The following is a 25,787-nucleotide window of genomic DNA, read 5'->3' as shown; positions in this document are numbered from 1 at the left end:
TAGTTAGAGAGTGGCGCTATCTATATTAGGTAGTGGCGCTCTCTAATGCCATAGGTCAGTCCGAGGAGAGGGTGGCGGCTGTGCGGATCTCCGAGTTGAGTCGGCGCAGTGGAGTGCCCACCGCGACGATCAAGTTCTATCTGCGGGAAGGGCTCGTGCCGCCGGGGCGTGCCACCTCCGCCACGCAGGCCGAGTACGACGAGACCCATCTGCGGCGGCTGCGGCTCGTCCGGGCCCTGATCAGCGCGCGCGGGCTGAGTGTCAGTGCCGCCAAGGAGATCGTGGGCAGCCTGGGCGAGGTGGAGGGTGATACGTACGAGTTGCTCGGGCTCGTCTTCGGGGTGTGGCCCGGCACGGGCGGCGACACCGGGCAGGATGTCGACGCCGACGCCGACGCCGACACCGACACCGACGCCCTCATCGCCGAACTCGGCTGGGACATCACTGAGTTCAGCCCCGCCCGCCAGACCGTCACCCAGACCCTGAACACCCTGCGCGGCCTCGGCGTCCCGTACGACTGGCGCACCCTGCTCCCCTACGCCCGCCTCGCCGAACGCACCGCCGTCCTCGACCTCGACCAGATCGAGGGCCCGGACGACCCGCTGGAGAAGGCCGAGCGCGCCGTCCTGCTCACCTACCTCCTCGAACCGGCCCTCCTCGCGCTCCGCCGCCTCGCACAGGAGTCGGAGGCGGCGGCGCGCTACCGCGGCGATCAGCCACAGAGCCAGGCGCAGGGCTGACCGGGCCAGGAGCAGAGCCAGGAGCGGAGCCAGGCGCAGGGCCAGTCACAACGCCAAGCGCAGAGCTAGTCGTACAGCTTCTCGATCTCCTTCGCGTACGCCGCCGCCACCGCCGACCGCTTGATCTTCAGGGACGGTGTGAGCAGGCCGTTCGCCTCGGTGAACTCGCCCTCGGTGACCACGAAGCGGCGGATGGACTCCGCGCGCGACACCGCCTCGTTGGTGTAGTCCACCGCCTTCTGCAGGTCCGCGAGGAGTTGCGGGTCGTGGCACAGCTCGGACAGGGGCGTGTCCTTGGGGCGTTTGCGCACGGACAGCCAGTGGGCGACGGCTTCCGGTTCGAGGGTGATGAGCGCGGCCACGTAGGGGCGGTTGTCGCCGACGACCAAGCACTGGCCGACCAGGGGGCGGCCGCGCAGGCGGTCCTCCAGGACGGCGGGTGAGACGTTCTTGCCGCCGGAGGTGACGATGAGGTCCTTCTTGCGGCCGGTGATGGTGAGGTAGCCGTCGTCGTCGAGGGATCCGAGGTCCCCGGTCGCCAGCCAGTCGCCGGTGAGGACGGCGTCCGTGGCTTCCTTGTTGTTCCAGTACGCGCTGAAGACGATGCCGCCCTTGATGAGGACCTCGCCGTCGTCCGCGATGCGGATCGCGGTGCCGGGCACGGGCGTGCCGACGGTGCCCGGGCGCGGGCCGAGCGGCGGCACGATGGTCGCGGCCGCGGTGGTCTCCGTCAGGCCGTACCCCTCGTAGATGAGGATTCCGGCGGCGTAGAAGAAGAGGTTGAGGCGTTTGTCGAGCGGGGAGCCGCCGCTGATCGCGTAGCGGAGGCGGCCGCCGACCTCCTTGCGGACGCGGCGGTAGACGAGGAGTTCGTACAGCGCCCAGCCGAGGTACAGGCCCGCGGAGGGGCCACGGCCGCGGCCCTGGAACTTGGTCAGGTACGCCTCGGCGAAGCGCACCGCGATGCGGTCCGCGCGCTCGAAGGAGGCACCGCGGCCCATCCGTTCGGCGGTCGCGCGCCCGGTGTCGTGGATCCGCTCGAAGAGGTACGGGACGCCGACGACGAACGTCGGCCTGAAGGCGCGCAGTTCGGGGCGGAGCTCGTCCGGCCTCACGCTCGGGAAGTGGCCCAGTTCGATGCGGGCGAGCATGCAGGCGATCTGGAGGGAGCGGCCCAGGATGTGGGCCAGCGGCAGGAACAGCAGGGTCGACGCGGTCTGGCCCGTGACCTCCTTGAAGACCGGGTGCATGAGCTCGACGGTGTTCGCGGCCTCGGCGTGCAGATTGCCGTGCGTGAGGACGCAGCCCTTGGGTCTGCCGGTGGTGCCGGAGGTGTAGCAGACGGTCGCGACGGAGTCGGGCGTGAGGGCCGTGCGGCGCGCGGTGACCTGCTCGTCGCCCACCTCGTGGCCGCGCTCGGCCAGTTCGATGACCGCGCCGTCGTCGAGGACCGACACGGCCGGGGGTACGGGATGTGCGGCGACCGCGCGGCGCACCGTCTCCGCGTTCTCCGCGGTCTCGGCGATGAGGAGCGTGGCGCCGGAGTCGCGCACGATCCACTCGATCTGGTCGGCGGACGACGTCGGGTAGACGGGCACGGTCTGGCCGCCCGCCGCCCAGATCGCGAAGTCGAGGACCGCCCACTCGTAGCGCGTACGGGACATCAGGGCGACCCGGCCGCCCGGTTCGAGGCCGGACGCGATCAGGCCCTTGGCGGCCGCGGTGACCTCGCGGGCGAAGGCGGCGGCCGTGACGGGGCGCCACTGGCCCGCCTCCTTGCGGCGCAGGACGACGGCGTCGGGGGCCTCGGCGGCGTTGGTGAAGGGGATGTCGGCGGCGCTGCCGCGGGTGGCCGCCGCCGCGAGGGCGGGGGTGCGGGCCTCCCGTACGACGCCGTGCTCGTCCCTGACGGTCTCGACCTTGGCGCGATCCGCCAGGTCGGTGCGGCGGCGTGCCTGTTTCAGGTCCTTGCGTACGCCCATGACGGCTCCCGTTGGTTCGCTCGGCGCGGGTGCGGGGGTGCGGTGCGGGGGTGTGGGGGGAGCGGATCCTGACACTTACTTTTGGGTCAACTTACCGACGCGTAAGGGAAATTCAATGGTTCGGGCAGAAGAACTCCGGACCGCGTGCGGGGCCCACCGGCGCAGCCCCCACCGTGTTTCCGCGCGGTCGTCGTCCCTGGCCCCGTGCGCACGGGTCTTTCCCCTGCGCCCCAAGACCCGGCCCACGCGCCCCAAGACCGGCCGATGCACCCCAAGACCCGGCCGATGCACCTCAAGACCCGGCTGACCTGCGCCGAAGTACGCTGCATGACCTCTACACGCACCCCAGTCCGCGGCCGCGGCACGCTGGGCGCCCTCACCGCGCTCGCCGGGACGGCCACCGCGCGGCAGGGCGGCCGACTCGCCGACGCCCGGCCGTATCTGCGGGCGGCACTCTGCCTGGCGCCCGCCCTGCTGATCCTCGTCGCCGGGTTCCAGCGGCGCTGGATGTCCGACGACGGGCACATCTACGTCCGCACGGTCCGGCAGATCCTCGCCGGGCACGGGCCCGTGTTCAACGCGGGCGAGCGCGCCGAGTCGTCCACGGGGACGCTGTGGCAGTGGCTGCTCGTGCTCGCGGGGCTGCCGGGCGCGGACATCGCGAGCGCCGCCGTGTACGGCGGACTGCTGCTCACCGCCGCCGGGTTCGCGCTCGCCGCGTGGGGGGCGGTCCGGCTGTACGACGACGACGGCGGCGGCACGGGGGACGGCGGGCGCGGCGGCCGGGTGCTGCTCCCCCTCGGTGTCCTGGTGCCGCTCGCCCTGCCGCCCGTCTGGGACTTCGCCACCTCCGGCCTGGAGACGGGGTTCGCCACCTGCTGGCTCGGCGGTGCCTGGCTGCTGCTGGTCGCGCGGCCCCGCTCCCTCGCCACCGCCTTCGTCATCGGGCTCGGCCCGCTCGTGCGGCCCGATCTGGCGCTGGTCTCCGCCGTGTTCCTGGGCGCGCAGTGGCTGAGCGCGCGCCCCTCCCGGCGCGCCGCGCTCGCCGGGGCGGGGGCGGCGGGGGCGCTGCCCGTCGCGTACGAGATCTTCCGGATCGGGTACTACGGGCATCTGGTGCCGCTGCCGGGCGTCACCAAGGAGGCCTCGCGGAGCCTGTGGGGGCGCGGCCTCGGCTACCTCGGCGACTTCGCCGGGCCCTATCTGCTGTGGGTGCCCGCCCTGTTCGTGGTCGCGGCCGCGCTGCCGTCGGGGCGGGCGCGGCTGTTCGGGCACGGCGGGTCGGACGGGAGCGCGGGGGCGTCCGGGCCCGCCGGGATGTCCGGGCCCGCCCGGATGTCCCGCCCCCTCGGGACGTCCGTGCCGCTCGTCCCCGCCCTCGCGCCCGTCCTCGCGGGCGCGCTCTGCTGGGCGTACGTCATCAAGGTCGGCGGCGACTTCATGCACGCGCGGATGTTCCTGCCGGGGCTGTTCCTGATGGTCCTGCCGGTGTTCCTGGTGCCCGCCACGCGCGCGTGGGCGCTCGCCGCCGCGGGGGTGTGCGTGTGGGCCGTGGTGTGCGCCGCGGTGCTGCGGATCGGGTACGAGGGGCGGATCGGGCCCGGCGGCATCGCGGACGAACGCGGGGTGTACGTCCGGCAGAACGCCGCCGCCCACCCCGTCCACCACACGTTCGGCGGCTACCGCGAGAACGCCGCGTACGCGCGCGAGGTGCGCACGGCCGGGCGCGACGGCGAGGCGGCGGCCCTGTTCCTCTCGCGCACCCGCGTGACCGCCGCCACCCCCTCCGTGACCGGCTTCTACGCCACCCTCGGCCTCAACGGCACCGTCGTCCCCCTGGACGGCGCCGCCCTCGACCCGATCGGCCTGGCCTACCCCCTGGCCGCCCACTCCCAGCGCATCGAGCACGCGCGCGTGGGTCACGACAAGTGGCTGCCCGACGAGTGGGTCGTCGCCGACCGCGGCACCGCCGACCTGCCGTCCGGGCTCGACCCGGCCCGGGTGGCCGCCGCCCGCCGCGCGCTCACCTGCGGGCCGCTCGCCGAACTGCGCGCCGCCACGCGCGCCCCCCTCACGCCGGGGCGCTTCCTGCGCAACGCCGCCGGCGCCCTGGAGCGGACGGCGTTCCGCTTCCCGAACGATCCGGTGCGGGCGGAGCGGGAGTTGTGTGGCGGCGGGCGGTGAGCGGCCGCTCGGGGAGCCGTCAGCGCGGAGCGGGGCTGTCGTGCCCCGGGGCCGGTGTCCGGGACGGGTAGGAGGTGGGCGGCTCGCTCTGCCGCGTGGGCACCCGGCCCCGCAGGTCGTTCGCCTCGCGGATGCTCTCCGCCAGCTCGCTCACGTCCTTGTCGCCCGTCGTGTACGCGAGGCCGCGCGCCCACTCCTCCAGGCGGTCCGGCGCCGGGGCGCCCGGCAGCGGGGCCGTGCCGTTGTCCTCGCCCTGGCCGCCACGGTCGTCCGGGGCGCCCTCCCGCTGCGGTTCGGCGTCGGCGACGCGGTCGTACGCGCGCAGCCCGTCGGCGAAGTACGCGGCGGTGGCGGCCACTTGGAAGCGCGGCTCGGCCTTCTCCAGCGTGCCGTCCAGGTCGTCGGTGCCGATGTCGGCCGACGCCTCGCGCGGGGCGCGGCTCCCGGGGTCGAGCCAGCGGACGCGCGCCGTGGCCACGGGGCCGCTCGCGCCGGGCCGGGTGCGGACGGCGTACAGGGCCGTCACCGTGTGCCCGGGCCCGATCTCCCCGCCGTCCACGCGGTCGTCGCGGAAGTCGTCGTCGGCGACGCGCCGGTTGTCGTACCCGATGAGCCGGAACCGCTCGACCGTCTCCGGGTCGAAGGTCACCTGGGACTTGGCGTCGCGGGCGCGCAGGTCGATGTTCGCGGGCAGCCGCTCGCAGAACACCTCGCGTGCGTCGTCCTCGTCCGCCACGTAGGTGGTGTGGCCGTCACCCCGGTCGGCGAGCCGTTCCATCAGGGCGTCCCCGTAGTCGCTGCCGACGCCGACGCCGAACAGCGTGATGCCGTGCGCGCGGCGGGCGTCCTCGACGCGCCGCAGGATGCCGTCGGCGCTGGTGTCGCCGGTGTTGGCGAGGGCGTCGGAGAGCAGCACGACGCGGTTGGTCGCGCCCTCGCGCAGGCCGCGGGACGCGGTGTCGTAGCCGGTGGTGATGCCCGCCTCCACGTTCGTGGAGGCGGTGGGGCGCAGGTCGTCGACGGCGGCGTGCACCTCGTCGCGGCTGTCGCCGACGCGGGTCATGGGCAGCACGGTCTCGGCGCGGTCGCTGAAGGTCACGAGGGCGACCGAGTCGTCGTCGCGCAGCCGGTCGGTCATCACGCCGAGGGACTTCCTGACCAGGTCGAGGCGGCCCGGCTCGGCCATGGAGCCGGAGATGTCGATCACGAAGGTGAGCGCGGCGGGCGGGCGGCGCTCCTCGTCGTCCGGGCGGGTGGCGAGGCCGACGCGCATCAGGGACCAGCCGTCGGCGCCGGTGCGGGCCCCGTCCACACTCACGGAGAAGCCGTCGCCGTCGGGCTTGCGGTAGTCCTGCCGGAAGCTGTTGACGAACTCCTCGGGGCGCACCGTCGCAGGGTCGGGCAGGATGCCCCGGTCCAGGGTGCGGCGCGCGAAGCCGTACGAGGCGGTGTCCACGTCCAGGGCGAAGGTGGAGCGCATGTCGGCGGGGCGGGGGCCGGGGGCGATGTCGCGGCTCAGGCCGTTCTCGCGCTGCCGTGAGTCCTGCGCCCCGTCGGGCGGCGGGGCGGGCGCGGGCAGGGCGTTCGACCCGCGTTCCTTGCTCGCCGCCCGGCGCTTGTCGCCGCTGTCGTCCCCGCCGCCGCTGCAGCCCGCGAGGAGCATGCCGCCCGCGAGGAGGGCGGCGGTCAGGGCGGTACGGCGGCGTCGGTCACGTATGCGGGTGCGGGTGCGGATGCGTGCGCGTGTGTGGCTGCGGGTGTGACTGTGGCTGTGGGTGCGTGAGAAAGGCGTGTGTGTCATGGGCCGGTCCCCCGGTTCGTCTCGTCAGCGCTCGTGACTGTGACGGCCGAGGGGCCCAGGACGATCGATCCCGTACGTTGCGGAAGGGTCTCAAGTCGGCCACGGCGAGCGGAAGTCGGGGCTCCGCCGCCGCGGCCCGGCCGCCCCCGGGGACGATCCGGACAGGCCCTACGACACCACGTCCTTCCGCGAGAACCCCCGGAACGCGAGCGCGAACAGCACCAGGGCGTACGTCACCGAGATCGCCGAGCCCTGGATCATGCCGCCCCACTCCGGTGTCGGCTGGAACACGTCCGCCCAGGCGAACTGCCAGTGCGCGGGCAGGAAGTCGCGCCAGCTGCCTAGGGCCGTCACGGCGTCCAGGACGTTCCCGGCGATGGTGAGGCCGACGGCGCCGCCGACCGCGCCCAGCGGGGCGTCGGTCTTCGTCGACAGCCAGAAGGCGAGGCCCGCGGTGACCAGTTGGGACACGAAGACGTACGCCACGACGATCGCCAGGCGCCGCGCGGCCGTGCCCGCTTCGAGCGTGCCGCCGGTCGGGATCTCCAGCGGCCCCCAGCCGTACGCCGCCGCGCCGACCGCGAGCGCGACCACCGGGAGCAGCAGCATCGCGGCGGCGCTCAGGCCGAGTGCCACGGCGAGCTTGGACCACAGGAGCCGGGCTCGCGGCACGGGCGCCGCGAGCAGATAGCGCAGGCTGGACCAGCCCGCCTCGGAGGCGACGGTGTCCCCGCAGAACAGCGCCACGGGGATCACGAGCAGGAACCCGGCCGACACGAACAGGCAGGTCGCGGCGAAGTTCACGCCGGACGCCGTGGCCGTGTCCATGAGGGTGACTTGGTCGTTCCGCCCGCCCGGTGATCCGGCGACGGCGAAGGCGATGAGCAGCACGAACGGCAGCAGGGCGAGGATGCCGCCCATCACCAGGGTGCGCCGCCGCTTCAGCTGGCGGATCGCCTCGACGCGCAGGGGCAGGGTGCGCCCGGCGCGGTATCCGGGTGCGGTGGCGCGCTCGGCGGGGCCGTCACCGGGGGCTGCAGCCACCGTGGTCGCCATGTCGTTCGCGTCGGTCACGTCTGTCACCCCCGCAGTGGCCGCCGCGTCGGGCGCGCCCGGTGTGCTCTCGGTCGCCGTCATGCGGTGCCTCCGATCAGGGTCAGGAACGCGTCCTCCAGGCGGCGGTGCGGGCCGACGGACTCGACGGGCACCTCGAGGCGGACGAGTTCGACGAGCAGCCGGGACGCCGGGGAGCCGTCCCCGGTCCCCGGTCCTTCGAGGCGCACCAGGAGCCCGCCGTCGGCGCGCGTCGCCGACGCCACGCCCGGCAGCGACGCCACCTTCTCCACCAGCGGGTCCGCGATGTCGGCGGCGAGGCCGACCAGGAGCGTGTCCCCGGAGCCGACGATCTCGTCCACGGGCCCCGCCTGGACGAGGCGGCCGCGGTCCATGACGACCAGGTGCGTGCAGGACTGCTCGACTTCCGCGAGGAGGTGGCTGGAGACGATGACGGTGCGCCCGCCCTCGGCGTACCGGATCATCACCTCGCGCATCTCGCGGATCTGCGGCGGGTCGAGGCCGTTGGTCGGCTCGTCGAGGATGAGCAGGTCCGGCAGGCCGAGCATGGCCTGGGCGATGGCGAGGCGCTGGCGCATGCCCTGGGAGTAGGTCCGCACCGCGCGGGCGAGGGCGTCGCCGAGCCCGGCGATCTCCAGGGCCTCGTCGAGGTGGGCGTCCTCGGCGGGGCGGCCGGTGGCCTTCCAGTACAGCTCCAGGTTCTCCCGGCCGGAGAGGTGCGGCAGGAATCCGGCGCCCTCGACGAACGCGCCGACCCTGGACAGGACGGGCGCGCCGGGCCTGATCGCGCGGCCGAAGACGCGGATCTCGCCCGCGTCGGGGCGGATGAGGCCCATGAGCATGCGCAGGGTCGTCGTCTTGCCCGCGCCGTTCGGCCCGAGGAGGCCGAGGACCTGGCCCTTCTCGACGCGGAAGGACAGGTCGCGGACCGCGTACCGGTCGGTGGACTTCGCGTACCGCTTGCTCAGGTCCGTGATCTGCAGGGGGACTTCGGCGAGCGCCGGGTCGGGCGCGGGCGCCGTGGTGCGCCTGCGGCCGAGGGCGAGGAGGGCCACGGCGAGCACGGCGCCGGTGATCGGCAGCCACCACACCCAGGCGGGCAGCGGGGCGGCGGCGGTCTCCACGCCAGGGGCCGTCGGGACCTTCAGGCCGCTCTTCAGCGACACCGTGTACGCGGCCGGGCGGGCCGGTGAGGCGTAGCCGAGGTCGGTCGAGGCGAGCACGAGGCGGAGCCGGTGGCCCTTCTTCAGCTCGTGGTCGACGGCGGGCAGCGTCAGGTCGACGTCCGCGCCGTCGACGGCGCCCGGCACCCGCACGGGGGCGACGAGTTGGGCGGGCAGGACCCGCTGGTCGCCGCCGGGCCCGATGTCGTACACCTTCCCGAACAGGACCGTGTCCTCGCTGTCGGACTTCACGTGCGCCCGCACGGTCGGCGCGCCGGTGACGCGCAGGTCCGCGGAGACGGGCTTCGACTCGAAGGCCGCGTACTGGCCGGGGAAGTCGAGGGAGACGCCGATGCCGAGCGAGGAGAGCTGGGCGAGACCGCCGCCGCCCCGGCCGCCGCCACCGGCCGCCGAGCCGATGCCGGGCAGCGAGGAGACGGCGGGCGGCGAGGCGCCCGCGGGGTTGTCGAAGGTCTGCGGGCGCCCGGCGAGGGGAACTTCGCGCACGCCGCTCGCCAGGCCCGGATAGCGGTCGCCGCTCGCGCCGCGCAGGGTGGCCGCGCCGTCCGTGGAGTCGATGCCGCCGGTGCGCGTGACGCGGAAGGCGGGGCCGGTGTCGACGCCCTTGTCGTCCTTCAGATAGCGGTCGAACCAGGTCCCGACGCGGCCCGCGACCCGGTCGGTCTCCATGTCGCCGCCGTCGTGACCGCCCGCGATCCAGTCGACCGAGACGGGCGCGTGGTTGGCGCGGATCGCCCTGGCCATGGCGTCGGACTGGTTGAGCGTGAACAGCGAGTCGGTCTGGCCCTGCACGATCAGCGCGGGCACCTTGATGCGGTCGCCGACGGCGGAGGGGCTGCGCTCGCTCAGGAGCTCGCGCGCCTTCGCGTCCGGCTTCCCGGCCACCGCCACGCGGTCGTACATCTCGCACAGCCGCTTCTCGAACCGGTCGCAGCCGCCGCCCGCGCTGAGGAACATCCCGGCCCACAGCTTCTTGAACACGCCCTGGGGGAACAGCGCGTCCGCCAGGTTCCAGTACGTGACGACCGGGGCGATGGCGTCGACCCGCCGGTCGTACCCGGCGGCGAGCAGGGCGGCCGCGCCGCCGTACGAGGCGCCCGTGACGCCCACGCGCGGGTCGCCCGCCTTGTCGAGGCGGACCTCGGGGCGCTCGGCCAGCCAGTCGATGAGGCGGGAGACGTCGGCGACCTCGCCCTTGGGGTCGTTCAGACCGATCCGCCCCGTGGACCTGCCGAAGCCGCGCGCGGACCAGGTCATGACCGCGTAGCCCTCGCGGGCCAGCTTCTCGGCCTGGTCGCGCACGTCGCTCTTGCTGCCACCGAAGCCGTGCCCGATCAGGACGGCGGGCCGCTTGGTGCCGGGGTCGCCCGCCGTGAAGTACGACGTGTCGATCCGCACCTCCTGGCCGTCGGCCGCCTTGCCCATGTCGAGCATCCGGTCCGAGCGCCGCACGCCCGGGCCCTCGTCCGACGCCAACGCCGTCCACGTACCCGCCCCTGCGAGCACCACGACGGCGGCCGCGGCGGCGAAAAGACGCCGCGGCCCGCGCAGCGCGGCCTTCCAGGCTCCGGCCTTGGGCCGTCGTAGATCCATGGCGTCAACGGTACGGGGGCCCGCCGACAATCAATGCCCCCGCCGGTCGGAACCCCGATGCCTCCCCGGGAAGTACGGCGGGGCGGTGGCATACCGCCGACGCGGTAGGCACGGGCCGTCCGGCACGGTAGGCACGGGCCGCCCCGCGCCCCCGCCGCCTCACCCCGGCCCGCCGGGCCAGGGGTCAACTGTCAGGGGCGCCTACCCTGTTGACCCATGACACCTCACCCCGCGAACCCCGGGACGCCCACCGCCCCCACGGAATCCCTGGCCATCGGTCAGCGCTCGCTCGGCGACCCCTCCGTGCTGTTCCCGCTGTGGCCGCCGCTCACCGAGGGCTGCCCGGTCACGAGCACGGAGTCCGTCGCGTACCCCGTAGAGGTCGATTACGCCTACGACAAGGTGCCCGCCGACTTCTTCGCGACCGCCGCGGCGCGGCCGCGCGGGCACGAGCGGTGGGCGCCGCTGCTTCCGCCCCTGCACGGCCCCGGGCTCGCGGAGGGCGGCACTCCGCTGCTGCCCCTGGAGGACGGGGTGTGGATCAAGGACGAGTCCCGCAATCCGACCTGGAGCCACAAGGACCGCCTCAACCGGGTCGCCGTCGGCGCGGCCGTCGGGGTCGGCGCGGCAGGCGTCGTCGTCGCCTCCTCCGGCAACCACGGCGCCTCCGCGGCGGCGTACGCGGCACGGGCCGGGCTCCGCTGCGCCGTCCTCACCTCCACCGAGGTGCCCGCGGCCGTCGACGCGTTCCTGCGCGGCTACGGAGCGGTCGTCCTACGGGTGCCCGCCGAGGCGCGGTGGCCGCTCCTGCGCCGGATCGTCGAGCGGACCGGCTACCACCCCGTCAGCAACCTCACGCCCGCCGCGCACACCGGGCACGGCTTCGGGCCCGAGGGCTACAAGACCCTCGCCTACGAGATCTTCGCCGACCTCGGCGTCGTCCCGCGCGCGGTGTTCGTGCCCACCGGCTACGGAGAGATGCTGTTCGGCCTCTGGAAGGGGTTCGCCGAGCTGGTGCGGCTCGGGCAGGCGGAGCGGGTGCCCCGGCTGTACGGGTGCGAGCCCGCCGCCGGGGGTCCGCTCGCCGCGGCCGTGCGGGGCGGATTGCCCGCGGCGCACGTCCCGCTCGGGGCCACCGCCGCGTACGCCATCGCCTGCCCCGTCGGCGGGTATCGCGGGGTCGTCGCCGTCCGGGAGAGCGAGGGGGCTCCGCTCCTCGTCACCGACGCGGAGATGGCCGCCGCCCGCTCGGAGTTGGCCCGCAACGGGGTGTGGGCCGAGCTCTCCGCCGCCGCGGGCCTCGCCGGGCTCCGGCAGCTCGGCCGCCCGGAGGACGGCCCCGTGGTGTGCGTGTCCACGTCCAGCGGCTTCAAGGACCAGGACCTGCTGGCCGCTGGGCCGTCGGAGGTGGTCGACCCGGAGGACTGGGACGCGGTGGAGCGGCGGCTGCGCCAGGCGTGATGGCGTGATGGCGTGCTGACACACGGCCGGGCGTCTCAGCTCTTGACCGCCCGGCCGAAGACCGAGCGGGCCCAGAGGAAGCCGACCAGGGTCAGGCCCGCGATCCAGGCCAGGGCCTGGGCGCCGCTGGTGCCGATCCCGGTGCCGAGCAGCAGCCCGCGCAGGGTCTCGTTGATCGGCGTGAAGGGCTGGTACTCGGCGAACCAGCGCAGGCCCGTCGGCATCGAGTCGGGGGTGACCACCGCGGAGCCGAGGAAGGGCAGGAAGGTCAGCGGCGTGGGCGCGTTGCTCGCCGCCTCGACGGTCCTCGCGCCCAGGCCCATGGCGGCCGACACCCAGCTCAGCGCGAAGGCGAGCAGCACCAGGATGCCGAGGGCGGCGGCCCACTCCACCGGCCCGGCGTTCGGCCGGAACCCCACCGCGAGCGCCACGCCGATCACCAGGGCCAGGCTGATCAGGGTCTGGACGACGTTGCCGACGACGTGCCCGGTCAGGACGGAGCCGCGCGAAATCGCCATCGTACGGAAGCGGTTGATGATGCCCTCGGTCATGTCGCTGCACACCGAGACGGCCGTCGAGATGGCCCCGGCGGTCACCGCCATGAGGATGATGCCGGGGGTGACGTAGTTGGTGTACTCGTCCCGGCCGCCCGCGCCGCCGCCCGGCAGTCCCATGCCGTCGCCGAGCGCGCCGCCGAAGACGTACACGAACAGGAGCAGCATCAGGATCGGCATGGCGACGACCGAGAGCGTCATCGACGGATAGCGCCGGGCGCGCTTGAGGTTGCGGCGCAGCATCGTCAGGGAGTCGCGCAGCGCGTGCGAGCGGGCGCCACCGGGGCGGTTGGGGCGGGTGGAGCCGATGGCTCCGGTGCTGTGCGTGGTGCTCATCGGGCGTTCCTCTTCAGGGAGTCGGTGGCCGCGCTCAGGGAGCCGGAGGTGGAATCGGCGGCGGAGCCGGTGGCCGGGCCGCCGGTCAGCGTCAGGAACACGTCGTCGAGGTCGGGCGTGTGCACGGTCAGGTGCTCGGCGGGGATGCCGGCGCCCTCCAGCACGTCGAGCACGGCGCGCAGGGCGGCGATGCTGCCGTCGCTGGGGATCTGGACGGTCAGCGTCTCGGCGTCGCGGGTGACCGTGTCCAGGGCGAGGCGGTCGGCGGCGGCGTCCATGCGCGCCGCGTCGGCGAACGCGACGCGGATGTGGCCGCCGGGGATGCGCCGCTTCAGCTCGTCCGGTGTGCCCTGCGCGACGATCCGGCCGCCGTCGAGGACGGCGACGCGGTCGGCGAGCTGGTCGGCCTCCTCCAGATACTGCGTGGTCAGGAAGATGGTGGTGCCGCCCGCGACGAGGTCGCGGATCATGTCCCACATCGTGCGGCGGCTGCGCGGGTCGAGGCCCGTCGTCGGCTCGTCGAGGAAGATGACGCTCGGGTCGCCGACCAGCGTCATGGCGAGGTCGAGCTTGCGCCGCATGCCGCCGGAGAAGGTGCCGGGCAGCTGCTTCGCGGCGTCCGCGAGGCCGAACCGGCCGAGCAGTTCGGCCGCGCGCCGCCTGCCCTCGCGCCGGGGCAGGTGCAGCAGGTCCGCCATCATCAGCATGTTCTCCTCGGCGGTGAGGAGCGCGTCCACCGCCGCGTACTGACCGGTGACGCCGATCGCGCGGCGTACGGCGTCGGGGTCGGCGGCGATGTCGTGTCCTGCCACGTGCGCCCGGCCCGCGTCGGCGGTGATCAGCGTCGACAGGATCTGCACGGTGGTGGTCTTGCCCGCGCCGTTCGGGCCGAGCAGCGAGAAGACCGTGCCGCGCGGGATGTCGAGGTCGATGCCGTCGAGCACGACTTTGTCGCCGTAGGCCTTGGCGAGCCCGGAGGCCGAGACGGCCGAGCCGACCGAGCCCGCCGTGCCCTCCAAGGCGGCCGACGTACCGACCTCCGTCGGCGGATTGTTCCTGCCGGTCACCCTGCCCATGTCCCATCACTCCAGACTCGTACGGCGTTCAAGCCAGACTTTTACGGCGTTCAAGCGCCGCGCTTGAACACTGTAAAAGACGACTTGCACGCCGTGCAAGTAGTTCCTGAACACTGTGCAAGTGATCGGCTATCCTGGCCGTATGCCGCGTGAGACGTTGAACCGTGACCAGATCGTCCAGGCCGCGATCGAGCTGCTCGACGCGGAGGGCGTCGACGGGCTGAGCATGCGGCGCCTGGGCCAGCGCCTGAACTCGGCCGCCACCGCGATGTACTGGCACGTCGGCAGCAAGGACAAGCTCATCGTGCTCGCGGGCGACCGGGTGTGGGGCGAGGTCGCCCTGCCCGACCCCGACACGATCGGCTGGCGGGCCGCGGCCGCCGCCTTCGCGCACGAGTGGTACGCGATGCTCACCCGGCACCAGTGGCTCATGCCGGCCAGCAGCACCCACCTCATCTACGGCCCGGAGACCGCGCGCCGCCAGGACCACTGCTACCGCGTCTTCGAAGCCGCCGGTTTCTCCGGCGACGAGCTGGACGGGGCCGTGACCACGCTCCTGACGTTCGTGACCGGCACGGCCCTGGAGGACGCGGCCGCGGCCACCATGCGGGCGCAGATCCGCAGGCGGGGCGGCGACGAGGAGCGGGAGGTCAAGGAGGTCGTCGAGTGGGCGAACGACATCGCGAAGGAGTTCCCGCGGCTGCGCGCCCGCATCGAGGCGGGGGCGCGGGCCCGCCTCACGGAGGAGCGGGACACACGAGCCCAGGACGCTCGGGACACACGGGCCCAGGACACTCAGGACACCCAGGCCCCGGACACGCGACGACCGGACACCCAGCAGTCGCACACCCCGGAGCCGCACACCCCGGAGCCCCGCACCGCCCCCGAAGGCCCGAGCCCCGCGAGGATCAACTTCGGCGTCGAGACGATCCTCGACGGCCTCGAAGCCCGCCTGGGCGCCCGGACCGGCGGCGGGCCCGCGCGCTAGCCGGGACTACTCCCGCATGTCCTCCGGCACGCTCACCAGCCACCGGCTCTCCCGGCGCGGCCGCAGGTAGCAGAGCCAGTACAGCGTCGCCGCGCCCACGATCCCGCCCGTCCAGAGCAGATACGAGGCCTCCTGGCGGCTCAGCACATACGCGAGCACCGCGATCAGCACCACCGGAACCCCCGGCCACAGCGGCATCCGCCAGGCCGGCGCGTGCCGGTGCGACCCGCGCCGGGCGAGCAGCGCCGCGACGGCGACCAGCAGGTACATCCCGGTCACGGACACCCCGGTCACGCCGTAGAGGGTGTCCAGGTTCACGAAGCACAGCGCGGCGCCCGGCACGCCCACCAGGAGCGTGGCGACCCAGGGCGAGCCGAAGCGGCCGAGCCGCGACAGGACGTTGTTCACGGGCTCGGGCCAGGCCTTGTCGCGGGCGGAGGCGAACAGGACCCGCGAGTTCTGGATCACCATGACGATGCCCGCGTTGATGATGGCGAGGGCGACGCACAGGCTGATGAAGGTGCCGACCCCGGAGCTGGACCAGGCGGCGACCATGCCGCTGATGTCACCGCTGGTGAGCGCGGCGAGATCGGGCGCGCCCATGGTGATCGCGGCGACCGGCACGAGGAGCACGACCGCCGAGATGCCGAGGGTGAGCAGCACGGTGCGGGTGACGTTCTTGCGGGGGTTCTCCATCTCCTCGGAGAGGTACACGGCCGTGGAGAAGCCCTGGGTGACGAAGAGGGCGATGGCGAGCCCGGAGACGATCAGCATGGCGGTGACGGTCTTGGTGCCGTCGCCGGACCCGGACCCCGTCGCCACGGTGAGGTCGACGAGGCTGCCCGCGCCCCGCTCGGCGTGCGCGAACCCGAGCACGGCCACCACACCTGCGGCGACCACCTCCAGGACCAGGAAGATCCCGGTGATCCACGCGTTGGCCCGCAGGTCGAGCAGGCCCGCGAGGGTGGCCAGGAGCATCACGCCGGCGCCCGCCATGGACGGGTCCAGGTGCACGACCGGGGCGAGGTAGTCGGCGGTGCCCATGGCGATCACCGGCGGCACGATCATCACGACGAGCAGGGACAGGACGAACACCAGCCAGCCCGCGAGCCGTCCGGCCATGGTCGACACCATCGCGTACTCGCCGCCCGCGCTGGGGATGAGGGTGCCCAGCTCCGAGTAGCAGAACGCGACGCCCACGCACAGCAGCGCGCCGATGGCGATGGTGAGGGCGGTGGCGGTGCCGAGCGAGGAGAAGAGGTCGGGCACGACCACGAAGAGCGTGGAGGCGGGCGTGACGCAGGACAGCGTGAGCAGGGTGCCACCGACGACGCCGATGGAACGCTTCAGCTTGCGCGGGGCCTCGGCGGCCGCGGGAGCTGCCGGTTCCGTCGGCGCGGAAGCGGGCACGGCCACGGGCTCGGGCAGCGTGCGAAGCGTTTCGCTCATGCGGCGGTTCCGTTCGGTTCGGGCGGCAGAGCCGTCATGGAAACCCCGGCGTAAGGAGAACGTCAATGGCCGATTACCTACGGAATCCGCACCCCGGCCAGGAACCAACTCGCCGTTGAATCCCAGCCTTTCGTACCTCTAGGTGAATTTCACCTGATCAATTCGATGCACGACCTTCGATACCAAGGTCGACTGCCATCACAGCCTCTGCCACCCGTTTCGCGCCCTCTGTACGAGAACCGCAGCCCGAGCCCCGAAAAACAAACGAAGCCGTCCGGAGTCCGGACGGCTTCGTGCCCTACCGCTGCGTTACGGCGTACCGCTCAGTGATTGCGCGGGAACCCCAGGTCCACGCCCGCCGGGGCGTCCGACGGGTCCGGCCAGCGGGTCGTGACGACCTTGCCGCGGGTGTAGAAGTGCGTGCCGTCGTTGCCGTAGATGTGGTGGTCGCCGAAGAGCGAGTCCTTCCAGCCGCCGAAGGAGTGGTAGCCCACCGGCACCGGGATCGGCACGTTCACGCCGACCATGCCCGCCTCCACCTCCAGCTGGAAGCGCCGCGCGGCGCCGCCGTCCCGGGTGAAGATCGCGGTGCCGTTGCCGAACGGCGAGGCGTTGATGAGGGCGAGCCCCTCCTCGTACGTCTCCACGCGCAGCACACAGAGCACCGGGCCGAAGATCTCGTCCTTGTACGCGTCCGCCGTCACCGGCACCCGGTCGAGCAGCGAGAGGCCGATCCAGTGGCCGTCAGCGCATTCGGGGTGGCCCTCGACGGTGTAGCCGGTGCCGTCCAGGACGACCTCGCTGCCCTGTGCCGCCGCGCCCGTCACGTACGACGCCACCTTGTCGCGGTGGGCGGCGGTGATGAGCGGGCCCATCTCGGAGGCCGGGTCGGTGCCGGGGCCGATCTTGATCTTCTCGGCGCGCTCCTTGATCTTCGCGACCAGCTCGTCGCCGACCGCGCCGACGGCCACGACCGCGGAGATGGCCATGCAGCGCTCGCCCGCCGAGCCGTACGCGGCCGAGACGGCGGCGTCGGCGGCCGCGTCCAGGTCGGCGTCCGGCAGCACCAGCATGTGGTTCTTGGCGCCGCCGAGCGCCTGGACGCGCTTGCCGTTGGCGGAGGCGGTGGTGTGGATGTAGCGGGCGATCGGGGTGGAGCCGACGAAGGAGACGGCGGCCACGTCCGGGTGCTCCAGGAGGCGGTCCACGGCCACCTTGTCGCCGTGCACGACGTTGAACACGCCGTCCGGCAGGCCCGCCTCGGCGAGCAGCTCCGCGACGCGCATCGACGCCGACGGGTCCTTCTCGCTGGGCTTGAGCACGAAGGTGTTGCCGCACGCGATGGCGAGCGGGAACATCCACATCGGCACCATGGCCGGGAAGTTGAAGGGCGTGATGCCCGCGACGACGCCGAGGGGCTGGCGGATCGAGGAGACGTCCACGCGGCTCGCGACCTGCGTGGACAGCTCGCCCTTGAGCTGCACGTTGATGCCGCAGGCGAGGTCGACGACCTCCAGGCCGCGGGCGACCTCGCCGAGGGCGTCGGAGTGCACCTTGCCGTGCTCGGCGGTGATCAGCTCGGCGATCTCGTCGCGGTGCGCGTCGAGCAGCGCACGGAACTTGAACAGGACCGAGGTGCGCTGGGCGAGCGAGGACTGGCCCCAGGTCGTGTACGCGGCCTTCGCGGCGGCCACGGCCGCGTCCACCTCGTCCACCGACGCGAAGGCGACGCGGGTCGTCACGGCACCGGTCGCCGGGTCGGTGACGGGGCCGTACGTACCGGACGCACCCTCGACGGTCTTGCCACCGATCCAGTGGTCGACGGTCTTCGTCATGCTCGTCATGCCGAGAATTCCCTTCACAGATGGCGGCGCCGGGCTGAGACGTGCCGGTCGTACTCCTCGCGTGCCTTGACCGCCGACGCCCGGGTCGCGGTCTCGGCCACGGGCACATCCCACCACGCCTGTGCGGGGGGCGGGCCCGACACTGTGTCTGCCGTTTCCGTCTCCACGTAGACACATGTGGGGCCGTCCGCTTCGCGTGCTTCGCGCAGGGCCTCGCGCAGGTCGCGGACGGTCTTCGCGCGCCGCACCGGCAGTCCGAGCGAGGCCGCGTTGGCGGCGAGGTCGACGGGCAGCGGGGCACCCGTGTAGGTGCCGTCGGGCGCCCGGTGGCGGTAGGCGGTGCCGAACCGCTCGCCGCCGACGGACTCCGAGAGGCCCCCGATGGAGGCGTACCCGTGGTTCTGCAGGATCACGACCTTGATCGGGATGTTCTCCTGCACGGCCGTGACGATCTCGGTGGGCATCATCAGATACGTCCCGTCGCCGACCAGCGCCCACACGGGCCGCTCGGGCGAGGCGAGCGAGACGCCGATCGCGGCCGGGATCTCGTAGCCCATGCAGGAGTAGCCGTACTCCACGTGGTACTGCCTCGGCGAGCGCGCCCGCCACAGCTTGTGCAGGTCGCCGGGGAGCGAACCGGCCGCGTTGATGAGGACGTCGGCGTCGGTGACCAGCTCGTCGAGCAGGCCGAGCACCTGCGCCTGGGTGGGCCGCACATCGGGTTCGTCCGCTTCGTAGGCGGCGTCGACGCGGTGTTCCCAGCGGGCCTTGTCGTCGACGTACTCGTTCACGTACGCCGGGTCGACGCGATGGCCCGGCAGCATGTCCCGCAGCCCTTCGAGGGCGGCGCGGGCGTCGGCGACGACGGTGGCGCCCGCCATCTTGTGGGCGTCGAACGCGGCGACGTTGATGTTGAGGAAGCGCACTCCGGGCGCGGCGAAGAGGGTGCCGGACGCGGTGGTGAAGTCGGTGTAGCGGGTGCCGACGCCGATCACCAGGTCGGCGGTGCGGGCGAGTTCGTCGGCGGTCGCGGTGCCGGTATGGCCGATGCCGCCGACGTCGGCGGGGTGGTCGTGGCGCAGCGCGCCCTTGCCGGCCTGGGTGGAGGCGACGGGGATGCCGGTGGCGTCCGCGAGGTCGGCGAGCGCCTGCTCGGCGGCGCTGTGGTGGACGCCGCCGCCCGCGACGATCAGGGGCCGGTCGCTGCCCTGCACCAGGCGGGCCGCGGCGGCGAGTTCGGCGGGGTCGGGGGCCTGGCGGCGTACCGTCCAGACCCGCTCGACGAAGAACTCCTCGGGCCAGTCGAAGGCTTCCGCCTGCACGTCCTGGGGCAGCGCGAGGGTCACCGCGCCCGTGTCGACGGGGTCGGTGAGCACGCGCATCGCCTGGAGCGCGGCCGGGATCAGCGCCTCGGGGCGGGCGATGCGGTCGAAGTACTTCGAGACGGGCCGCAGGCAGTCGTTCACGGACACGTCGCCCGCGTACGGCACTTCGAGCTGCTGGAGGACCGGGTCGGCGGGGCGGGTCGCGAAGGTGTCGCCCGGGAGCAGGAGCACCGGCAGGTGGTTGACGGTCGCGAGTGCGGCGCCCGTGACGAGGTTGGTGGCGCCGGGGCCGATGGACGTCGTCACGGCGTGCGTGGACAGGCGGCCGCACTGCCGGGCGTACCCGACGGCGGCGTGCACCATGGCCTGTTCGTTGCGCCCCTGGTGGAACGGCATCTGCTCGCCGTACTCCACGAGCGCCTGGCCGAGTCCCGCCACGTTGCCGTGCCCGAAGATGCCCCAGGTCGCGCCGATGAGGCGGCGCCGCTCGCCGTCCCGCTCGGTGAACTGCCGCGCCAGGAAGCGCACCAGGGCCTGGGCCGTCGTGAGCCGGACCGTGCCGGGCGCGCCGCGCGTGCCGCCCTGCGTTTCGCTCATCGGTAACCCTCCGTGTGGTCGGGGTGGAAGCAGATCTTCCACTCCCGCTCGTCCCCCGGTCCCGCCATGACGTTCAGGTAGTACATGGTGTGCCCCGGCTGGGCGATGGACGGGCCGTGCCAGCCGTCGGGCACGAGCACCGCGTCGCCGGAGCGCACCTCGGCGAGCAGGTCGGTGCCGCCCTCGCGGGAGGGGGACACCCGCTGGTAGCCGAAGCCGTTGTCGCCCTCGATCTCGAAGTAGTAGATCTCCTCGAGGACCGACTCGACGCCGGGGCGGTGCTCGTCGTGCTTGTGCGGCGGGTACGAGGACCAGTTGCCGCCCGGCGTGATCACCTCCACGGCGATCAGCCGGTCGCAGTCGAAGGCGTCCGCGGACGCGAAGTTGCGGACCTGGCGCGCGCAGCTTCCGCTGCCGCGCGCTTCGACGGGGACCTCCGGCGCGGGGCCGTAGCGGGCGGGGAGTCGGCGCTCGCACTTCGCTCCTGCCAGGGCGAAGCGGCCTCCCACGCCGGAGGCGATCTGGATATGGGCGTCACGGGGAACGTAAGCGAAGTCGGTGGCTCCGCTGAACACGCTCTCGCGGCCCAGGAGTTCGATGATCTCGCCCTCCGCGTGCACCGTACAGCCGCCGGTCAGCGGGAGCACGATCCATTCACTCTCACCGGTGGCGAAGGAGTGCGATCCACCGGCCGGGATCTCGACGACGCGCAGCCCCGCATACGTCCAGGCTGCGCTTTTCGGGTCGATGGCGACGGCGTAGGGCCCGTCGCCCGCACTTCCTTTTGGTACGTACGTCATGCGGGGCTCCTCCTGATTGCGTACGTCACGGCTACAGCAGGCCGACCGCGGTGTCGACGGCGCCCGCGACATCGCCGTCCGCCGGGTAGAGCAGCGTCCGGCCCGCGACCAGGCCCTGCACGGTGGGCAGGCGCAGGGCGCCGCGCCACTTCTCGTACGCGGCGTCCGCGTCGCCCGCGATGTCGCCGCCGAGCAGCACGGCGGGCAGCGTCGAGGTCTCCATGACGCGGGCCATGTCGTCGGGGTTCTCGGTGACGGGGACCTTCAGCCAGGTGTACGCGGAGGTGCCGCCGAGTCCCGCGGCGATGGCGATGGACCGGGTGACGGCCGCCGCGCTCAGGTCGTTGCGCAGCACGCCGTCGTCGGACCTGCGGCACAGGAACGGCTCGACGAACACGGGCAGTCTGCGCGCGGCCATGCCGTCGACGGCCCGCGCGGTGGCCTCCAGGGTCGTCAGGGAGCCCGGGTCGGCGTAGTCGACGCGCAGCAGCAGCTTGCCCGCGTCGAAGCCGAGGCGGCGCAGGTCCCGGGGGCGGTAGCCGGTGAACCGGTCGTCCAGCTCGAACGCGGCGCCCGCGAGGCCGCCGCGGTTCATGGACCCCATGACGACCTTGCCCTCCAGGGCGCCGAGCAGCAGCAGGTCGTCGAGGATGTCCGCGGTGGCCAGCACTCCGTCCACCCCCGGCCGCGACAGGGCCAGGCACAGCCGCTCCAGGAGGTCGGCCCGGTCGGCCATCGCCATCGGGTCCTTCCCGACGCCGAGGGCGCCCCGGGCCGGATGGTCCGCCGCGATGATCATGAGCCGTCCGGAGTCCCCGACCAGCTCCCGCCGCTTGCGCCGGGCGGCGGCCTCGGCGATGGCCTCGGGCTCCCGCACCCGGGTCCGTACGAGCCGGGCCACGTCCACGGCGGTCATGTGACGGCCCCCGCGGCAAGGGCGGCGTCCACCTCGGCCGCGTACGGCATCGCCGAAGAGCACTCCAGGCGGGAGGCGACGATCGCCCCCGCCGCGTTGGCGTACCGGATCACCCGCTCCAACTCCCACCCGGCGAGCAGCCCGTGACACAGCGCCCCACCGAACGCGTCGCCCGCCCCGAGCCCGTTCAGGACGGTCACGGGCAGCGGCGGCACCTCGACGGTGTCCCCCGCCTGGTTCATGGCGAGCACGCCCTTGGGCCCCTGCTTGACCACGGCCAGCTCGACCCCGGCCGACAGGAGCGCCCCCGCGGCGGCCCGCGGCTCCCGCACCCCCGTGGCGATCTCCACCTCGTCCACGTTGCCGACGGCGACGGTGGCGTGCCGCAGCGCGGCGGCGTAGTGCGGCCGGGCCTCGTCCGGGTCGCCCCAGAACATCGGCCGCCAGTCGAGGTCGAAGACGGTGATGCCGCCGGAGCGGGCGCCGAGCGCGGCGACGGTCGCCGTCCTGCTGGGCTCCGCGCACAGGCCGGTCCCGGTCATCCAGAAGATGCTGGCCTCGGCAATGGCGTCGAGGTCGAGATCGGCCGCGGCCAGCTCCAGGTCGGGCGCCTTGGGCTGACGGTAGAAGTACAGCGGGAAGTCGTCGGGCGGGAAGATCTCGCAGAACGTCACGGGCGTGGGCAGCCCGGCGACCTCGCCGACCCACCGGTCGTCGACCCCGAACTCCCGCAACTGCTTGCGCAGATACGCGCCGAAGGGGTCCTGTCCCGTCCGCGTGACGACGCCCACGCGCCGCCCGAGCCGCGCCGCCGCGACCGCCACGTTCGTGGCCGAGCCGCCGAGGAACTTCCCGAAGGTCGTGACCTCCGAGAGCGGCACCCCGGTCTGCAGGGGGTAGAGGTCCACCCCGATCCGGCCCATCGTGATGACGTCGTACGGGTCGTACGGATCGGTGTTCGGATCGCTCACCCTGCACATCCCTTCCTGGAGGCAGCCTGTCGCCTCCCCCAGGTCTAATCCCGTCCCAGGAACCCTGTCAACATTTTGTCCTTACATTCGGACTACTCCTTGACACTCTTCTCGGCCGCCGTGGAGGCTGACGCCCATGGCGACCCAGACCTCCTTGACCCCATCGTCGGCTTTGTCCCGCATCCGCGTCGGCTCGGCCCCCGACTCCTGGGGCGTGTGGTTCCCCGAGGATCCCCAGCAGGTCCCCTGGACGCGCTTCCTGGACGAGGTCGCCGACTCCGGTTACGAGTGGATCGAGCTGGGCCCGTACGGCTATCTGCCGACCGACCCGGCGCGGCTGACCGCCGAGACGGACCGCCGGGGCCTCAAGGTGTCCGCGGGGACGGTCTTCACGGGCCTGCACCACGGCCCGGACGTCTGGGACAAGACCTGGGAGCACGTCTCCGCCATCGCGGAACTGACCCGGGCGATGGGCGCGCGCCACCTGGTCGTCATCCCGTCCTTCTGGCGGGACGACAAGACCGGCGAGGTCCTGGAGGACTCCACCCTCACCCCCGAGCAGTGGCGGCAGCTCACCACCCAGACCGAGCGCCTGGGCCGCGAGGTGCGCGAGCGCCACGGCCTCGACATCGTCGTCCACCCGCACGCCGACACCCACATCGACACCGAGGAGAACGTCACCCGCTTCCTGGACGGCACGGACCCCGACCTGGTCTCGCTGTGCCTGGACACCGGGCACTACGCCTACTGCGGCGGCGACAGCGTCAAGCTCATCGAGACGTACGGCGAGCGCCTCGGCTATCTGCACCTGAAGCAGGTCGACCCGGCCGTGCTCGCCGAAGTGCGCGCGCAGGACATGCCGTTCGGGCCCGCGGTCGCGCGCGGCGTGATGTGCGAGCCGCCGACCGGGGTGCCCGCCCTCGGCCCCGTCCTCGAAGCCGCCCAGAAGCTCGACGTCGACCTGTTCGCCATCGTCGAGCAGGACATGTACCCGTGCGAGCCGGAAAAGCCCCTGCCGATCGCCCGCCGGACCCGGTCGTTCCTGCGCTCCTGCGGAGCCTGAGCGCTTCGCCGGCTGTGTGGTGATGCCCCTGCGGGTCGCTGGGGGCTGGTCGCGCCCACGCGGCGGAGGCCGCATGTCGGCACAGTCCCGCGCCCCTTACGGGGCGCGGCACGCCCGCGTACGGCACCCTTGTCCCACGACGGGCGAGGCCGGGCCGACGACGAGCGGGAGGCCGGATGAACGCGGGCCGCTGGCACGACGCACGCACACGCACCACGGTGCGCTCCCTGCACGGCCCGGACGGCCTCTGGGAGGTCGCCCTGGCCCGGCCGCACCCGCGGCTGCGCCCCGGCGTCATCAGCTACCGCGGCTTCCGGCTCGCCCTCGGCGCGCCCCGGCGGCGGCTCGAAGTCCCCATCGGCGCCGTCACCTTGATGTTCGGCTTCGGTGACCAGCTGCGCATCAGGGGCCTCACGGGCTCCGCGCGCCCGCCGGTGTCCCTGGTCTCGGTGGTCTCCGGGCTCACCACGCGGCCGGTGCTCGGCGAGCACGACGGACGGCTCGCGGGCGTCGAGGTGCTGCTCACGCCGTGGGCCGCGTTCACGCTCCTCGCCACGGAGCAGCACGAGCTGGCCGAGCGCGCCCTGGACCCGGACGTGCTCGGCGTCCGGCCCGGGCGGGGCCGGTGGGAGGGGGTCGGGGACCTCGCGTCGGCGCTCGGCGCGCTGCCCCGCTGGAGCGACCGCTTCGGCCTCCTCGACGACGTCCTCGCCCGCTGGTCCGAGGACGGGCCGCCGTGCTCGGCGCGGATCGTGCGGGCCTGGGAGGAGCTGGTGCGAAGCCGCGGCCGGGCGTCCGTGGCCCGGATCGCGGAGGAGGTCGGCTGGAGCGTGCGGCAGTTGGAGAACCGGTTCCGCGAACAGATCGGCGTCGGCCCGAAGGCGGCGGGCCGGATCCTGCGCCTCCAGCACGCCCGCCGACTGCTCGCCGCGGGCCACGGCCAGGCGGAGACGGCGGCGCTCTGCGGCTTCTACGACCAGGCGCACCTCAGCGGCGAGTTCAAGGCGATGACGGGCTGCACCCCGCGCCGGTTCGCGCTCGCCGGGGCCGCCCCGCTCCCGGCGCACAGCGGGCCGCCGTCCGCCGAGCGGCTCGCGGGCGAGCAGACGAGCCTGGTCCTCGCGCCCGGCACACCGGGGCAGCGGGCGGTGTTCGCGAAGACCGCGGGACGCCGCCGCTGAGGACCGGCCGACCGGGGGAACGCCTCGGCCGGGGGCACCAGCGCGCCGAGGCAGGGGCACCGGCACATCGACCGACACACCGAGACAAGGGCACCGGCACACCGGCACCCGGGGCCACCACGGGTAATCACGCGCCCCGGACACGCCCCGCGCCCGCGCCCTTCGCGGGCGACACTTCCGTCACAAACGCCCCTTTCTCGTCACACATGTCTCGTGTACGCGGGTCTTGCGTCACAGCCAGTCGACAGACGCCCCCGCGCGGTCACTCTGCGTCGTTCACGGGGCACAGGCTGAGTGATCGCCAGTGCCGCGCCCAGCTCCCCCGTCGGCCGTTCCGGCCGCCCCTGGGCGCGCGCAGGGAGGAGCCACCCATGACCGACCGAAGGCTCTGGTCGTACAAGGACATCGCGGCGCACATCCGGGTCCAGCCCGACACCGTGCGCTCCTACCGCAAGCACGGTCTGCTGCCCGAGCCCGACCACGTCGAGGGCGGCAAGCCCTACTGGTACGCCGACACCATCCGCGCCTGGGTCGCGTCCCGGCCGGGCAACCGCACCCGCAGGGACGGCTGAGACGAGCCCGGCACCCCTCTTGGATGAGTACCCCCTAGGGGTATAGTGTGAAGCACGTCAGGGGTTCCCTGGAACCAACGGGACCCCACGCGTGCG

General features: G+C 73.4%; 19 protein-coding genes. 7 read left to right on the top strand and 12 right to left on the bottom strand.

All coding sequences use genetic code 11. The annotated features are described in order from the left end of the window. The first annotated feature begins 80 nt into the window (after nucleotides 1-80). Nucleotides 81-740 carry a MerR family transcriptional regulator gene (locus ACZ6AA_RS17785; protein ID WP_471458975.1) on the top strand — a complete coding sequence of 220 codons (660 nt, stop codon included), beginning with the start codon at nucleotides 81-83 and terminating at the stop codon, nucleotides 738-740. Between the two features lie 65 nt (nucleotides 741-805). On the opposite strand, the gene ACZ6AA_RS17780 is transcribed toward ACZ6AA_RS17785, so the two are convergent. Beyond that, nucleotides 806-2,722: an AMP-dependent synthetase/ligase gene (locus ACZ6AA_RS17780; protein WP_471458783.1), complete on the bottom strand. Its 1,917-nt coding sequence runs from the start codon at nucleotides 2,720-2,722 to the stop codon at nucleotides 806-808. A 327-nt stretch (nucleotides 2,723-3,049) separates the two neighbouring features. On the opposite strand from ACZ6AA_RS17780, the gene ACZ6AA_RS17775 reads away from it, so the two are divergent. Then, complete coding sequence (locus ACZ6AA_RS17775) at nucleotides 3,050-4,906, top strand: arabinofuranosyltransferase AftB family protein (protein ID WP_471458781.1); 1,857 nt, start codon at nucleotides 3,050-3,052, stop codon at nucleotides 4,904-4,906. A 19-nt stretch (nucleotides 4,907-4,925) separates the two neighbouring features. Here the strand turns inward: ACZ6AA_RS17775 and ACZ6AA_RS17770 are convergent, their stop codons facing one another. From ACZ6AA_RS17770 to ACZ6AA_RS17760, 3 genes are all read right to left on the bottom strand, one after another. Continuing rightward, on the bottom strand, nucleotides 4,926-6,569 hold the full coding sequence (locus tag ACZ6AA_RS17770) for a vWA domain-containing protein (RefSeq protein ID WP_471458973.1): 1,644 nt from the start codon (nucleotides 6,567-6,569) through the stop codon (nucleotides 4,926-4,928). A 306-nt stretch (nucleotides 6,570-6,875) separates the two neighbouring features. Then, complete coding sequence (locus tag ACZ6AA_RS17765; protein ID WP_468480906.1) at nucleotides 6,876-7,763, bottom strand: ABC transporter permease; 888 nt, start codon at nucleotides 7,761-7,763, stop codon at nucleotides 6,876-6,878. A 77-nt stretch (nucleotides 7,764-7,840) separates the two neighbouring features. Beyond that, the gene (locus ACZ6AA_RS17760) at nucleotides 7,841-10,558 is read right to left on the bottom strand and encodes an alpha/beta fold hydrolase (RefSeq protein ID WP_471458779.1); all 2,718 of its coding nucleotides are present in this window, start codon (nucleotides 10,556-10,558) and stop codon (nucleotides 7,841-7,843) included. 216 nt (nucleotides 10,559-10,774) lie between these two features. Here ACZ6AA_RS17760 and ACZ6AA_RS17755 point away from each other — a divergent pair, with 216 nt between their 5' ends. Further along, on the top strand, nucleotides 10,775-12,019 hold the full coding sequence (locus tag ACZ6AA_RS17755; protein WP_471458777.1) for a threonine synthase: 1,245 nt from the start codon (nucleotides 10,775-10,777) through the stop codon (nucleotides 12,017-12,019). Nucleotides 12,020-12,054: 35 nt separating this feature from the next. Here ACZ6AA_RS17755 and ACZ6AA_RS17750 read toward each other — a convergent pair whose 3' ends face one another. After that, nucleotides 12,055-12,909: an ABC transporter permease gene (locus ACZ6AA_RS17750; RefSeq protein ID WP_471458775.1), complete on the bottom strand. Its 855-nt coding sequence runs from the start codon at nucleotides 12,907-12,909 to the stop codon at nucleotides 12,055-12,057. Next, on the bottom strand, nucleotides 12,906-13,985 hold the full coding sequence (locus tag ACZ6AA_RS17745; RefSeq protein ID WP_471458773.1) for an ATP-binding cassette domain-containing protein: 1,080 nt from the start codon (nucleotides 13,983-13,985) through the stop codon (nucleotides 12,906-12,908). The genes ACZ6AA_RS17750 and ACZ6AA_RS17745 overlap by 4 nt, the downstream gene beginning before the upstream one ends. 142 nt (nucleotides 13,986-14,127) lie before the next feature. Between ACZ6AA_RS17745 and ACZ6AA_RS17740 the strand changes: the two genes are divergently transcribed. After that, nucleotides 14,128-14,973 carry a TetR/AcrR family transcriptional regulator gene (locus tag ACZ6AA_RS17740; protein ID WP_471458771.1) on the top strand — a complete coding sequence of 282 codons (846 nt, stop codon included), beginning with the start codon at nucleotides 14,128-14,130 and terminating at the stop codon, nucleotides 14,971-14,973. Nucleotides 14,974-14,979: 6 nt separating this feature from the next. On the opposite strand, the gene ACZ6AA_RS17735 is transcribed toward ACZ6AA_RS17740, so the two are convergent. The 6 genes from ACZ6AA_RS17735 to iolC form a co-directional block, all read right to left on the bottom strand. Beyond that, entirely contained in the window at nucleotides 14,980-16,422 is a 1,443-nt protein-coding gene (locus tag ACZ6AA_RS17735; protein ID WP_468449801.1) for an APC family permease, read from the bottom strand. Nucleotides 16,423-16,745: 323 nt separating this feature from the next. Continuing rightward, nucleotides 16,746-18,257 (bottom strand): CoA-acylating methylmalonate-semialdehyde dehydrogenase, encoded by a 1,512-nt coding sequence (mmsA, locus tag ACZ6AA_RS17730; RefSeq protein WP_468480904.1) that lies wholly within the window; start codon nucleotides 18,255-18,257, stop codon nucleotides 16,746-16,748. A gap of 23 nt (nucleotides 18,258-18,280) precedes the next feature. Then, a complete protein-coding gene (gene iolD, locus ACZ6AA_RS17725) occupies nucleotides 18,281-20,188 on the bottom strand; it encodes a 3D-(3,5/4)-trihydroxycyclohexane-1,2-dione acylhydrolase (decyclizing) (RefSeq protein WP_471458769.1) in 1,908 nt (635 codons plus the stop codon). Beyond that, entirely contained in the window at nucleotides 20,185-20,988 is an 804-nt protein-coding gene (gene iolB, locus ACZ6AA_RS17720) for a 5-deoxy-glucuronate isomerase (protein ID WP_468449803.1), read from the bottom strand. The genes iolD and iolB overlap by 4 nt, the downstream gene beginning before the upstream one ends. 31 nt (nucleotides 20,989-21,019) lie before the next feature. Beyond that, nucleotides 21,020-21,904 carry a Cgl0159 family (beta/alpha)8-fold protein gene (locus tag ACZ6AA_RS17715; protein ID WP_468449804.1) on the bottom strand — a complete coding sequence of 295 codons (885 nt, stop codon included), beginning with the start codon at nucleotides 21,902-21,904 and terminating at the stop codon, nucleotides 21,020-21,022. Continuing rightward, nucleotides 21,901-22,827, bottom strand: coding sequence for a 5-dehydro-2-deoxygluconokinase (iolC, locus tag ACZ6AA_RS17710; protein WP_468450211.1), 927 nt, complete (start codon nucleotides 22,825-22,827; stop codon nucleotides 21,901-21,903). Before iolC ends, ACZ6AA_RS17715 begins: the two co-directional genes overlap by 4 nt. A gap of 184 nt (nucleotides 22,828-23,011) precedes the next feature. Between iolC and ACZ6AA_RS17705 the strand changes: the two genes are divergently transcribed. The 3 genes from ACZ6AA_RS17705 (at nucleotide 23,012) to ACZ6AA_RS17695 (ending at nucleotide 25,691) form a co-directional block, all read left to right on the top strand. After that, nucleotides 23,012-23,938, top strand: a complete 927-nt coding sequence (locus ACZ6AA_RS17705) for a sugar phosphate isomerase/epimerase family protein (protein ID WP_468449805.1) — start codon at nucleotides 23,012-23,014, stop codon at nucleotides 23,936-23,938. A gap of 176 nt (nucleotides 23,939-24,114) precedes the next feature. Next, complete coding sequence (locus ACZ6AA_RS17700) at nucleotides 24,115-25,119, top strand: helix-turn-helix domain-containing protein (protein ID WP_471458767.1); 1,005 nt, start codon at nucleotides 24,115-24,117, stop codon at nucleotides 25,117-25,119. Between the two features lie 371 nt (nucleotides 25,120-25,490). Further along, nucleotides 25,491-25,691, top strand: a complete 201-nt coding sequence (locus ACZ6AA_RS17695; protein WP_030359942.1) for a helix-turn-helix transcriptional regulator — start codon at nucleotides 25,491-25,493, stop codon at nucleotides 25,689-25,691. Nucleotides 25,692-25,787 lie beyond the last annotated feature (96 nt).

Source organism: Streptomyces sp. NPDC040610, assembly GCF_055594065.1.
The sequence above is the reverse complement of the archived record's forward strand: the minus strand, read 5'-3'. Positions and strand labels throughout refer to the sequence as shown.